Below are 12,871 nucleotides of genomic sequence, written 5' to 3'. Positions count from 1 at the left end.
ATGGTTACTAGAATTTTAAAAATCCATCCCAACGATAATGTACTTGTTGCCCTGCAAAACCTGGCAAAAGGTGAAACAGTTATTTATGATGGACAGGAATATATTTTACAGGATGACATTCAGGCCAAGCATAAGTTTTTTATGCAGGATATGAATGCAGGCGACCACATCATTATGTATGGCGTACTTGTAGGTAAGGCACAACATTTTATCCTTAAAGGTGGTTTAATGGATACTGAAAACACCAAACATGCTTCAGATCCTTATGAATTCCGTCCGTATCATTACGAATGGCATGCACCTGATGTATCTAAATTTGCAGACAGAACTTTTAATGGTTATATCCGTAGTGATGGCCGTGTGGGTACAGCAAATTATTGGTTGTTTATCCCTACCGTTTTTTGCGAAAACCGCAATCTGGATGTAATCCGCGAAGCATTACACAACGAATTGGGTTATGCCGTAACCGATAAGTATAAATCTTATGCACACCAGTTGGTTGAGGCCTATAAAAACGGCGAAATTTTAGCAGAAGCTGATCCAAGTTCAATAGGATTGGCAAATCCATCAGCCAACCGTGTTTTCAAAAATGTAGATGGTATTAAATTTTTAAATCACCAGGGTGGTTGTGGCGGTACCCGTCAGGATGCTGCTGTATTAAGCAAATTATTGGCCGCCTATGCCGATCATCCGAACGTTGCCGGGGTTACGGTATTAAGCTTAGGCTGCCAGAACCTTCAGGTGAAAGATTTTATGGACGATTTAAAACACCGTAGTCCGAATTTTGATAAGCCCTTATTCATTTTTGAGCAGCAGCAATCACAAAGTGAAGAACAATTGGTTAAAGAAGCCATCAGAAAAACGTTTATCGGTTTAACCGAAATCAATAAAATCGAACGTCAGCCTGCACCATTAAGCAAATTGGTTTTAGGTGTAAAATGTGGCGGTAGCGATGGCTTTAGCGGAATCAGTGCAAATCCTGCTGTAGGGTATACTTCCGATTTATTAGTGGCTTTGGGAGGCACAGTATTGCTTGCCGAATTCCCCGAACTTTGCGGCGCCGAACAACAATTGATTGATCGTACGAAAGACGAAACTGCGGCACGTAAATTCATTCAACTGATGACAGCCTACAACCAATCTGCAGAAAACGTTGGCTCAGGATTTTTTATGAACCCTTCGCCAGGAAATATAAAAGATGGTTTAATTACTGATGCCATTAAAAGTACCGGAGCAGCTAAAAAAGGAGGAACATCGCCGGTAGAAGATGTTCTGGATTATACAGAACCTGCAACAAAACCAGGGTTAAACTTAGTATGTACGCCCGGAAACGATGTTGAGGCTACTACAGGAAAAGCCGCTTCAGGGGCAACCTTAATTTTGTTTACCACAGGCTTGGGTACGCCGACAGGAAACCCTGTTTGCCCGACAATTAAAGTATCAACCAACAATGCATTAACCAAACGCATGGGCGATATTATCGACATTAACTGCGGGCCGGTAATTGAAGGTGAAAAAACCATCGAACAAATGGGCGAAGATATTTTAGAATATTGCATTAAAGCAGCCAGTGGCGAAGTAATTCCTAAAGCAGTTTTGCTTAACCAGGATGATTTCATTCCATGGAAACGAGGGGTTAGTTTGTAGTGAGTCTGGAGTCTTGAGTCTCAACTTGTGAGTCTTGGAACCCAATTCCGCGTTCTGTGTCTTTATAGACCACCAAGCGAATAAACAATAAATTCAATTCCGGTTTCTGTTGACACACCGGGGATAAATAAAAAAAATGAACAGATATGCGTATTGATCACCTCAATTCTATTATCTCAAATTACATAGCATGAAATCTTTTTTAGACGAAAATTTCCTTTTGCAAAGCAAAACTGCTGAAAAGCTTTACCACAACTTTGCAAAATCATTGCCGATTATCGATTACCATAATCACCTTATTCCGGAGCAGATTGCCAATAATACGCAGTTTGCAAACATCAGTCAGGTTTGGCTTGCCGGCGACCATTACAAATGGAGAGCCATGCGTGCAAACGGTGTGGATGAAAAATACATCACTGGTGCGGCTTCAGATTATGAGAAATTTGAAAAATGGGCAGAAACCGTTCCATATACATTACGTAACCCATTATACCACTGGACCCATTTGGAGCTTCAGCGCTATTTTGGCATAAACGACCTGCTTTCTGGTAAAACTGCTCAGAAAATTTTCGACGAATGTTCTGCAAAATTGCAGACACCAGAATATTCGGTACGGGGTTTATTGGCCAAAATGAATGTAGAGGCCGTTTGTACCACCGATGATCCTTTGGATAGTTTAAACTTTCACCAACAACTGGCAAGAGAAGGCGCAAACCTTAAAATGTTGCCAGCCTTTCGGCCGGATAAGGCGATGAACAGCGACGATATTGAAGGTTTAAACCAATATATCGATAAACTGGAAGGTGTTGCCGATAAAACAATCAGTAGTTTTCAGGATTATATCGATGCGCTAAAAAGCCGTCACGATTACTTCGCGGCAAATGGCTGTTCCGTTTCAGATCATGGTTTAGAACAAATTTACGCTGAAGACTACACCGAATCAGAAATCTCAGCAATTTTTGACAAAATCCGCAGTAAACAAGCCATTTCTTACCAGGAAAACCTGAAATTTAAATCAGCAATGCTGATTTACTTTGCAGAATGGGATCATGAAAAAGGTTGGGTACAACAATATCATTTGGGTGCATTGCGCAACAACAACGCAAGGATGTTAAGGCAGCTAGGCCCTGATACAGGCTGGGATTCGATCGGCGATTTTAGTCAGGCCAGGATGCTGTCCAAATTTTTAAACCGTTTGGATAATCAGGATAAACTGGCAAAAACCATTATCTATAACCTTAATCCGGCTGATAATGAGTTAATTGCAACAATGATCGGAAATTTTAACGACGGTTCTGTAGCGGGTAAAGTGCAATTTGGGTCAGCCTGGTGGTTTTTAGATCAAAAAGACGGTATGATCAAGCAGTTAAACGCATTATCAAATATGGGGCTTTTAAGCCGTTTGGTTGGTATGCTTACCGATTCACGCAGTTTCCTTTCCTTTCCACGCCACGAATATTTTAGAAGAATTGTTTGCAACCTCTTTGGCGAAGACATTGAGAATGGCGAATTGCCTAACGACCTGGAGTGGGTTGGCAAGATTGTGCAGGATATTTCGTACTTTAACGCAAAAAATTACTTTAAATTTTAACCAAAATAGGGCTTTAGAGAGGTATTTCATTGGAAATAAATCATTTCAATCGTTTTCCTTCCATTTTCATACCGTAACAATAAACAGCATGAAATACGCCGATTAAATATAAAAATGAGCACCCAAATATTCGCTTCATCTAAAAAAGGAGAAAAAGTTTTAAGCTTTGGTGAAATACTTTTGCGCATTTGCCCCGATATGGACGGTGCATGGTTAAAAGAAAACAAACTTCCGTTTTATGTAGGCGGTGCAGAGCTAAACGTGGCCACAGCACTGGCACTTTGGAATGTACCCTCTTCTTATTTATCGGCGGTGCCGGATAATTCGGTAACCAGGGAAATTGTAGATTATCTTGATGCCAGAAACATCGATACTACGCCGATGGTTTACCATGGTGAGCGTTTGGGCCTTTATTACCTTCCGAAAGGGAAAGACCTTAAAAATGCAGGAGTAATTTACGATAGGGCAAATTCTGCTTATGCCGATTTAAAGGTTGGCCAGATCAATTGGGATGAGGTTTTTGATGGCGTTGCCTGGTTTCATTTCAGCGCAATCTGTCCGGCAATTAATCAATCAATTGCTGATGTTTGCCTGGAAGCTTTAAAAGTGGCAGCCGCAAAAAATATCACCATTTCGTTGGACCTGAACTATCGTGCAAAACTTTGGAAATATGGTAAAGATCCGATTGATGTTTTACCAGAACTGGCGCAATATTGTACTTTGATTATGGGCAATGTTTGGGCCGCCAATAAAATGTTGGGCACTGCACTGCATGAGGATTTAACCCCAAGCGAAGGTTATGCAAAGGAAACGTTACTACAACAGGCAACCGATACCGCTAAAGAAATATTAAGTTTGTTTCCAGCTTGTAAAGCCGTTGCCAATACCTTCAGGTTCGATTATGGTAAAGGCATCAGGTACTACACTGCCATTTATACCGCTGATGAGTTAACCGTTTCAGAAGAATATGTATCTGATGAAATTTTGGATAAAGTAGGAAGTGGCGATTGTTTTATGGCAGGTCTTATTTATGGCTTTTACAATCAGTTATCAGCCAAAGAAACCTTAAATTTTGCCACTGCGGCAGCATACGATAAATTATACATTCCAAGTGATGCTACAACCAGTACTGTAGCAGATATTGAAAAAAGAATACTACGAAATGATTAGCAACAAGCACAAAATTTTAGATGCCATTTTAGAGCAGGGCATGCTACCCCTTTTTTATCAAGACAGTGAATCGGGTAGTGTAGAAATATTACGTACCTTGTATAAAGCGGGTGTACGTGTTTTCGAGTATACCAACCGTGGTAAATCAGCCTTACCGAACTTTAAAAAGTTAAAAGAAATACGCGATGCTGAAATGCCCGATCTTTATCTCGGCATCGGAACAATAAAAACGCCTGCCGATGCGCATGCTTTTATCGAAGCCGGTACAGATTTTATCGTTGCACCGATCGTTAATCCGGCTGTTGCCGAAATTGCCAATAAAATCGGGATGCTTTGGATCCCTGGATGTATGACGCCGACCGAAATCAGCGTTGCGCAGGAACATAAAGCGATGTTGATCAAAATTTTCCCTGCCAATATTTTAGGGCCTGAATTTATTTCATCAATCAAAGATCTTTTTGCCGGACAATTGTTTATGCCAACAGGAGGTGTAGAAATTAATGCCGATAATTTAAAAACCTGGTTTAAAGCCGGCGTTTGTGCCGTTGGTATGGGCAGCAAATTAATCAGTAAAGATGTGATGAGCAAAGGTCTTTATGAGGAGTTATCCGACAACACAAAATTAGCGCTTGATCTGATTCAGCAAAGCAAGTAAAACCCTAATACACCCTAACCAAATGAACCAATCCAAAACAAGCAAATACAGATGGACCATATGTTTGCTGTTATTTTTAGCTACGACCATAAATTATTTAGACAGGCAGGTACTTTCTTTAACCTGGACGGATTTTATCAAACCAGAGTTTCATTGGGATAACAATGATTATGGAAATATTACCGCGCTTTTCTCAATTTTCTACGCAATATCAATGCTTTTTGCTGGCCGGTTGGTTGATAAACTCGACACGAAAAAAGGCTTTTTATGGGCTATAGGTGTTTGGTCTGTTGGTGCCTGTTTACATGCCTTTTGCGGTATCGCAACTGCAGGGATTATTAATGGAAACTGGTTTGTGGGATTTGAAGGTGCCAAAGAAGTTATCTCCCGCGTTAACGATACCGGGTTAGTGGTTTCAGTAAGTGTTACCTTATTTATTTTTGCCCGTTTTGTATTGGCAGTTGGAGAAGCAGGAAACTTTCCGGCAGCAATTAAAGCCACCGCAGAATATTTCCCGAAAAAAGACAGGGCATTTGCAACCAGTATATTTAACGCCGGGGCTACGGTTGGTGCACTTGCAGCGCCCATCACCATTCCCTTTATTGCAAAGGCGTATGGCTGGGAAATGTCGTTCATCATTATTGGTGCATTAGGCTTTATATGGATGGGATTATGGGTTTTTGTTTATAACAAGCCAGAATTGCATAAAAGAGTTAGTGCTGAAGAACTGGCATATATACAGCAGGATGTAATTAACGACCGGAAACTGGCCGATTATGTGGAAGAAACCAAAGAAAAAGTTTCTTTTATCGACTGCTTTAAATACAAACAAACCTGGGCTTTTGCCTTTGGTAAGTTTATGACCGATGGCGTGTGGTGGTTCTTTTTATTCTGGACACCGGCTTATTTAAAATCGGTTTATGGAATGGACTCTACACAAAGTGCCCTTCCGCTATTTGTGCTTTATATGATCACCCTTTTATCAATAATTGGCGGTTGGTTACCAACTTATTTTGTTGATAAAAAAGGAATGAACCCTTATGAAGGCCGGATGAGAGCAATGCTGATTTTCGCATTTTTCCCATTATTGGCTTTGGCCGCACAGCCTTTAGGGCATATTACCTATTGGATTCCCGTAATCATTATCGGTATTGCAGGTGCCGCCCACCAGGCATGGTCGGCCAATATATTTTCTACCGTAGGCGATATGTTTCCTAAAAAAGCAATTGCCACCATTACCGGTATCGGTGGTATGGCCGGCGGGCTAGGCTCTTTCATCATCAATAAAGGCTCTGGTTTGTTGTTTGATTATACAGGCAAAAACAAGATTGTTTTTATGGGCTTCAAAGGTGAAGAAGCTGGTTATTTTATTATTTTTTCCATTTGTGCGGTATGCTATTTAATTGGCTGGACCGTAATGAAAACCTTAGTGCCAAAATATAAAGTTATTGAACTAAAATAATTGCAGATTTAATACACAGGTAAAGTTAAATTATCTGCGTATTAATACCTTTGCAACAAGGTTAATCTATACTTAAACTATAGATTAACAATTATAAACCCTAATAACCAACCCAAATTGAGTACACCTCTAAACCTCGAAAGTATTTTCGTTGAAGAGAGCCAGATTCCAGATGAATTTAGGCTCACGGAAGAAATCAATCAAAAGGAGTTTCTTTCCAATGGGGAAATGAAACCCTGGAACGGACCATTTAATGAAGTGTTTTCTCCGGTATGCGTAAAAACCCCTGAAGGCTTTAAACGAAAGCGTATTGGTAGTTTCCCTGTTTGTACAGAGAAAGAGTCTGCAGAAGCTTTAGATGCAGCCGTAGCCGCTTATGACAATGGCCGTGGGCAGTGGCCTACAATGAGTGTTGCCGACCGCATCACCTGTGTAGAAAACTTTACCCATAAAATGATTGAGCAAAAAGAAATTGTTGCAAAATTGATCATGTGGGAGATTGGAAAATCTTACGCCGATTCAATAAAAGAATTCGATCGCACCGTCGAATATATCTATGCAACCATTGATGCGTTGAAGGATATCGACAGGCAGTCATCACGTTTTGAAATAGAGCAGGGTATTGTGGCCCAGGTACGCCGTTCTCCACTTGGTGTGGTACTTTGTATGGGTCCGTTTAATTATCCCTTAAACGAAACTTTTACTACATTGATTCCTGCCTTGATTATGGGCAACACCCTTTTATTCAAACCACCTAAACACGGTACATTATTACACTACCCATTATTGGAAGCTTTCCGTTCCAGCTTTCCAAAAGGTGTGGTCAATACCATTTATGGTCGCGGTAATACCATTGTTCCTGGGTTGATGAAATCGGGGAAAATTAATGTGCTTACTTTAATAGGCTCCAGTAAAGTGGCCAATGAGCTTAAGAAACTGCACCCTAAAGTAAACCGTTTAAGGGCAATTTTAGGTTTAGATGCAAAAAATGCTGCCATCATTACTAAAGATGCCGATTTGGATTTAGCCGTTTCTGAAACAGTTTTAGGTTCGCTTTCTTTTAACGGACAGCGTTGTACAGCGATTAAAATCGTTTATGTGCACCGAAGCTTGGCTCAGGAATTTTTAAAGCGTTTATCTGCCGAAGTAGAAAAACTAAAGTTTGGTATGCCATGGGTAAAAGGAGTAAACCTTACTCCGCTACCAGAGTTGAACAAGCCAGAATATTTAAAAGAATGTATTGATGATGCGGTTTCGCACGGAGCGAAAGTGATCAACAAAAATGGTGGTCAAACCTTCGAAACCTTTGTGTATCCGGCCATTGTTTACCCAGTGAACAGCAATATGAAACTATACCGTGAAGAGCAGTTTGGCCCGATTGTTCCTGTGGTTCCTTTTGATGATCTGGAAGAGCCTATCGAATATTTAATTGGTTCTCCTCACGGCCAGCAGGTGAGTATTTTCAGCAATAATGCTGCGGTAATCTCTTCGTTAATCGATCCTTTGGTAAACCAGGTAAGCCGGGTAAATATTAACTGCCAATGCCAGCGCGGACCTGATGCCTTCCCGTTCACTGGTCGTAAAGACAGTGCCGAAGGAACACTTTCGGTAGTTGATGCATTGCGTTCGTTCTCTATCCGTTCTTTGGTAGCCACCAAATTTACAGATGATAACAAAAAGTTATTGAACGAAATTGTTAGAGGAGATGATTCTAACTTTTTAAGCACGAAATATATTTTCTAAATAACAATGATCGTCATTGCGGGGAAAAAGCCTCGTAATGACGATTTATGTATCGGATTTACCTCGACTTAAGCATACCTAAATGAAGAGATCTATCTAATCAGATTCTCCGCTTTATCCTGCATTTAATCAAAAATAGTATACAATAAAAAACCCCGCAAAATCAAGTTCTACGGGGTGTAATTTAAGGAAGGAATCCACTAAACTTTAGCGCTCTTCTTTTTCTTTTTTTCTTCAGAATAAAATCCAAAACCCAAACCAGCCAACAACAGGATCGACCCTGCCAATGAGATTTTCTCACCAGCGTAATAAGCCGTAGGATGGAAAATAAACTCTAGTTTGTGGTTACCAGCTTCTAATTGTGCTGCACGTAAAACATAATCAGCCCTGAAATACGGTTTTTCTACCCCATCGATATACATCTTCCAGCCTTTATTATAGTAGATTTCAGAAAATACGGCAATTACATCTTTTGCGGTTGAGTATTCGTATGTTAAATGATCAGGGTTATAAGCGGTTAATTTGATAAAACCTTCCTGTCCGGTACCCAAGCGTTTGGTATCAATCAAGGCTTTAAAGCTTTCATCAACAATAGCTTCTTTTTTAGCATCGAAACTGCTTATTGCTTTCATCTCTTCATCAGCATTCCTGGCAAACTGCACACTTTGCACAAACCAGGCATTGCCCGCAGCGGTAGCATTACGTTGCATTTTATACGATCCGGTTTGAGGATCCTGCGTAATAATGTATTTTGTATTTAACATATCCAGTACATCCTGGTTAATGCTTTTCGTCAACTGGTTATCAACCAATTCCTGAAAACGTTTCAACCTTGCAGAGTGGAAACCACCAACTGTTTTATGGAAGTAAGAAGTTTCGGCGCTTTTAAACGGATCGCCTAATGATAAATCGAAAACCCTAAAGTTCGGATCTTTATCCGCCGAAATAAAATTATCTACATCTCTCGGTTGATAATGATTATTCAGGTCGTTTTTGCTTACAAAATTCTGGTTATTTAAATAACGACGGTCTACCTGCCATAAATCAATCAAAACAAACAGTGCAAGTAAACCAAAGGCCAGTTGCATATTCATTTTTTTGGTAATAAAAGCCCAGGTAATTCCGAAGCCAATAGCGATAAACAATAAGGTACGTAAAGCATCAGCACGCGCCAGAGCTACACGATCTGCTACAACGCCATTTAAAATCTCAATTGCTGCACCACGGTTATTCTGCAAGGTTTGTGTTAATGCATCTACAACCTGAGCCTGGTTGGTTTGCGTAAAGCTGAAGAATGCGGTAGGGATCACCGCAATAATTAAAGCGAAACCTCCCGTAATACCTGCCGACCAGGTTAAACGCTGCACTAGATATTTTTGATCATATTGACCTTCCTGCGCCTCCTTAATAGCTAAAATAGCCAAGAGCGGCACCAATAAGCCAACAACTGCCAATATCGATTCTACTGCCCTGAATTTATTGTAACCCGGCAGGTAATCAAAGAAAATATCCGAAATAAAGGGTAGGTTTTGCCCGAAAGAAAGAAACAACAACAAAACGCTTGCGCCTAAAATCCACCATTTCCAGCGGTGTTTAACGATAAATAACCCAAAAACAAATAAGAAACAGATAATCGCACCAAAATAATATGGCCCCGATGTACCCGGCTTGTTACCCCAGTATTGGTTGGTACCCAGATTTTGGGCAACATATCCAATGGCCTGTTTTGGATCAACACCCTGAAGGTTTTTCTCCACGGCTTTATACGTGTTGCTTTCAGGTTTGATCATCTCATCAATACTGCTGGCACCGCCATAAATGTTCGGGATTAAGAACGAGAAACTTTCTCCAACACCCTGGCTCCACTGGTAAGCATACTCCTTATCCAAACCGTTTGCAGGTTCAGCTTTATCAGTTGTTAAATTAGATTTGCCACGGATAGTTTCTTTTCCATATTCATAGGTTGTCCACAAGGTACCCGCATTCACCAAAACTGATAGTATAATGCCCGCAACAATGTAAGCGATGGATTTACCGAATGCAGGCAGTTGTTTTGCCTTAAAAGCATGGTAAAGTTCTATACAGGCCAAAATAAATAACGCTATAAATAAATAATAGGTCATTTGGATGTGGTTCGAACGAATCTCCAAAGCCATAAACAGTGCCAGTAAGCTCGCGCCAACCAGATATCTGCCCCTTAAAGTAAGAATAATAGCTGCTAAAATAGGTGCAAAAAAACCAATAGCCAGGGCTTTATTGCTGTGTCCGGCTGCAATAATGATAAAATTGTAGGAGGTAAATGCAAAGGCAATGGCTCCTGCAGCGGCAAGCCAGGGATTTATTTTGAGTACACAGAACAATAAATAAGCACCTAAAAGGTATAATAAAACCGTTCCAACAGGGTCAGGAAATATGCCTTTAATTACATCTATACCATAAGTGGTGATGTTTAAAGGATATTGCACCCAAATTTGATAAGCTGGCATACCACCAAACATTTGGTTGGTCCAAAGCGGTCCTTTGCCATCTTTTGCCTTAATATCCATAATTTCTTTCTGCATGGCTTTAGCCTGCAAAACATCGCCCTGCTGTGGCGCTTTACCCTGCAAAACAGGACTGAAGTAGGCAAACGTAATGACTACAAAAAATGCAATAATGGCCAGGTGTACGCCATTTTTATTAAACCAGTTATTCATTAAGGTTTGTTTAAGTTTAAACGAACGTCAAAAATAAAAAATTGGGCGGTATAAAAAAGGAATAAATTAAAAGGGTGGCGAATAAAAAATTAGATTTGTGTTAGAGAATAAAAATCCAACCCGTTTATGATGAGAAAGTTTGTGATTACCGTTGCGCTCGCCTCCCTATATTTTGCCTCCTTTGCACAACTGGTAAGTTTAAACCCTGGCGAAATCAAAACACTTAAAAATAAGATCAAAAACAGCGAAGAAATTAGAAAGCTTTATCAGGGCTTCGAAAAATCTGCTTCAGTTTACCTTAACGATCAGCCAAACCCGATTGATACCATCCGGACGGAAGGTTTACTGAAAGGAAATCCGAAAAAACTGAAAACCCAGCAGGCATTGGCCGATATGAATAAAATGTTCGTTCTGGCTTTACAATATCAGCTTAGCGGAGAGCAGAAATATTTAAACAAATGTGTAGAATTTCTTGCTGCCTGGGCAAAAATAAATCGGCCAAATGGCGATCCTATCGACGATACCAATCTCGATCCGGCAGTTGAAGCCTATGATCTGATTAAGAAAGAAATTTCAGCTGCGGATAAAAAGCCGATTGAGCAATGGCTTAACGAAACCGCACAAACAGAAATTAACAGCAAGCGTATGAAAGCCGGCCGGGCTACGGCAATTAACAACTGGAATGCCCACCGCCTAAAAATAGTTGGCGAAATTGGTTACGCTTTAAACAACCAGGAACTGATTAACTGGGCAATAGAAAACCTTAAAAGCCACATCAACATCAATCTTTATCCCGATGGTACCAGTTTGGATTTTAAAGAACGAGATGCCATGCACTACCACATTTACGATCTGGAACCAATGTTAAAACTGGCCATTATCATTGACAGGGCTAATGGACAGAATTTTTATAGCTACGAATCGCCAAAAGCATCATCTATTAAAAAATCTGTTGAGTGGTTAATCCCGTACATCAATGGCGAAAAGCAGCACGAAGAATATGTAAATACAACCGTTAAATTCGATCGCGACCGTGCCAAAAATAATGAACCTGGTTTTGCTCCTGGCACAATGTTTAAACCAGATTTAGCGCTTCCAGTATTAAGGTTTTCAGTGTATTTCGATCCAACGCAGATTGGATTATTGCAAAAATTGAGTGGCAACCAAAAAAACTTGCGAACGGTGCTCGAGGAAATTGAGCGGAACACAAAAAGTTTTCAGAATAAAGAAAGTTTCAATAATTTTTGAAAGTTTAAAAATAACATTATATTTGTGTATGGAATTAGCAGCAGCAAAATTGAAATTCATAGAGGCTTGGGGTAAATTAGGCTCCGAATGGGGAATTAACCGCACCATGGCACAAGTACATGCGCTGCTGCTAATTTCGGCAGAAGCACTAACCACCGAAGAAATTATGGAGCAACTGAGCATTTCCAGGGGAAATGCCAACATGACGCTCCGCGACTTAATTGGATGGGGCTTAATTGAAAAACAACATAAGGCCGGCGAACGCAAGGAATACTTTTTTGCTGATAAAGATGTTTGGAATATCGCCCGGCAGGTAGCTAAGGAACGGAAAAAGAGAGAATTAGAACCTGTGTTGAAAGTACTTAACGAACTTTCTGTGGTAACAGGTGATGAAAAGGATCCTGAATTTACAACCTTTAAAAAATCAATTAAAGATATTAATAAATTGGCCATTAACGTGGATAAAACCTTGGAAACCATGCTCAAAGCAGAGGAAAGCTGGTTTTGGGGTTCGGTATTAAAAGTGTTTAAGTAGGTTGGAGATGTGAAACTTGCGAGCGGTGTATTCATTACCTTAAACGGCTAAATACTAAACTAAATATTCATTCAAAAGCCCAACATTGAGTTCGGCTTAATTTTTTAAAGTAAACTTTCAGTTT

General features: G+C 40.2%; 9 protein-coding genes. 8 read left to right on the top strand and 1 reads right to left on the bottom strand.

From position 1 onward, the window contains the following. The 6 genes from ACZZZW_RS00815 to ACZZZW_RS00790 all read left to right on the top strand — a co-directional run bounded on the left by ACZZZW_RS00815 (position 1) and on the right by ACZZZW_RS00790 (position 8,268). Entirely contained in the window at positions 1 to 1,647 is a 1,647-nt protein-coding gene (locus ACZZZW_RS00815; RefSeq protein WP_055902838.1) for a UxaA family hydrolase, read from the top strand. Between the two features lie 190 nt (positions 1,648 to 1,837). Next, entirely contained in the window at positions 1,838 to 3,238 is a 1,401-nt protein-coding gene (uxaC, locus tag ACZZZW_RS00810) for a glucuronate isomerase (protein WP_463492019.1), read from the top strand. Between the two features lie 114 nt (positions 3,239 to 3,352). Continuing rightward, positions 3,353 to 4,408 (top strand): sugar kinase, encoded by a 1,056-nt coding sequence (locus tag ACZZZW_RS00805; RefSeq protein ID WP_055902833.1) that lies wholly within the window; start codon positions 3,353 to 3,355, stop codon positions 4,406 to 4,408. Further along, positions 4,401 to 5,063, top strand: coding sequence for a bifunctional 4-hydroxy-2-oxoglutarate aldolase/2-dehydro-3-deoxy-phosphogluconate aldolase (locus tag ACZZZW_RS00800; protein ID WP_200912240.1), 663 nt, complete (start codon positions 4,401 to 4,403; stop codon positions 5,061 to 5,063). Before ACZZZW_RS00805 ends, ACZZZW_RS00800 begins: the two co-directional genes overlap by 8 nt. Before the next feature lie 22 nt (positions 5,064 to 5,085). Beyond that, on the top strand, positions 5,086 to 6,525 hold the full coding sequence (locus ACZZZW_RS00795) for an MFS transporter (protein WP_055902830.1): 1,440 nt from the start codon (positions 5,086 to 5,088) through the stop codon (positions 6,523 to 6,525). A gap of 117 nt (positions 6,526 to 6,642) precedes the next feature. After that, positions 6,643 to 8,268, top strand: a complete 1,626-nt coding sequence (locus ACZZZW_RS00790; protein WP_463492018.1) for an NADP-dependent glyceraldehyde-3-phosphate dehydrogenase — start codon at positions 6,643 to 6,645, stop codon at positions 8,266 to 8,268. A 200-nt stretch (positions 8,269 to 8,468) separates the two neighbouring features. Here the strand turns inward: ACZZZW_RS00790 and ACZZZW_RS00785 are convergent, their stop codons facing one another. Then, complete coding sequence (locus ACZZZW_RS00785; protein WP_463492017.1) at positions 8,469 to 10,964, bottom strand: YfhO family protein; 2,496 nt, start codon at positions 10,962 to 10,964, stop codon at positions 8,469 to 8,471. Between the two features lie 126 nt (positions 10,965 to 11,090). On the opposite strand from ACZZZW_RS00785, the gene ACZZZW_RS00780 reads away from it, so the two are divergent. Together ACZZZW_RS00780 and ACZZZW_RS00775 are read left to right on the top strand one after the other, a co-directional pair. Next, the gene (locus ACZZZW_RS00780; protein ID WP_463492016.1) at positions 11,091 to 12,212 is read left to right on the top strand and encodes an alginate lyase family protein; all 1,122 of its coding nucleotides are present in this window, start codon (positions 11,091 to 11,093) and stop codon (positions 12,210 to 12,212) included. 28 nt (positions 12,213 to 12,240) lie between these two features. Beyond that, a complete protein-coding gene (locus tag ACZZZW_RS00775; RefSeq protein ID WP_055902812.1) occupies positions 12,241 to 12,747 on the top strand; it encodes a GbsR/MarR family transcriptional regulator in 507 nt (168 codons plus the stop codon). Positions 12,748 to 12,871: the final 124 nt, after the last annotated feature.

The sequence above is a fragment of the Pedobacter sp. AC379 genome, assembly GCF_979258145.1.
This window is presented reverse-complemented; position numbering and strand designations above follow the sequence as displayed.

Bases quoted from the DNA above. Each gene is read 5' to 3' on its own strand.
- uxaC (WP_463492019.1), top strand. From the start codon at position 1,838: ATGAAATCTTTTTTAGACGAAAATTTCCTTTTGCAAAGCAAAACTGCT.
- ACZZZW_RS00800 (WP_200912240.1), top strand. From the start codon at position 4,401: ATGATTAGCAACAAGCACAAAATTTTAGATGCCATTTTAGAGCAGGGC.
- ACZZZW_RS00795 (WP_055902830.1), top strand. From the start codon at position 5,086: ATGAACCAATCCAAAACAAGCAAATACAGATGGACCATATGTTTGCTG.
- ACZZZW_RS00780 (WP_463492016.1), top strand. From the start codon at position 11,091: ATGATGAGAAAGTTTGTGATTACCGTTGCGCTCGCCTCCCTATATTTT.
- ACZZZW_RS00815 (WP_055902838.1), top strand. From the start codon at position 1: ATGGTTACTAGAATTTTAAAAATCCATCCCAACGATAATGTACTTGTT.
- ACZZZW_RS00775 (WP_055902812.1), top strand. From the start codon at position 12,241: ATGGAATTAGCAGCAGCAAAATTGAAATTCATAGAGGCTTGGGGTAAA.
- ACZZZW_RS00785 (WP_463492017.1), bottom strand. From the start codon at position 10,964: ATGAATAACTGGTTTAATAAAAATGGCGTACACCTGGCCATTATTGCA.
- ACZZZW_RS00805 (WP_055902833.1), top strand. From the start codon at position 3,353: ATGAGCACCCAAATATTCGCTTCATCTAAAAAAGGAGAAAAAGTTTTA.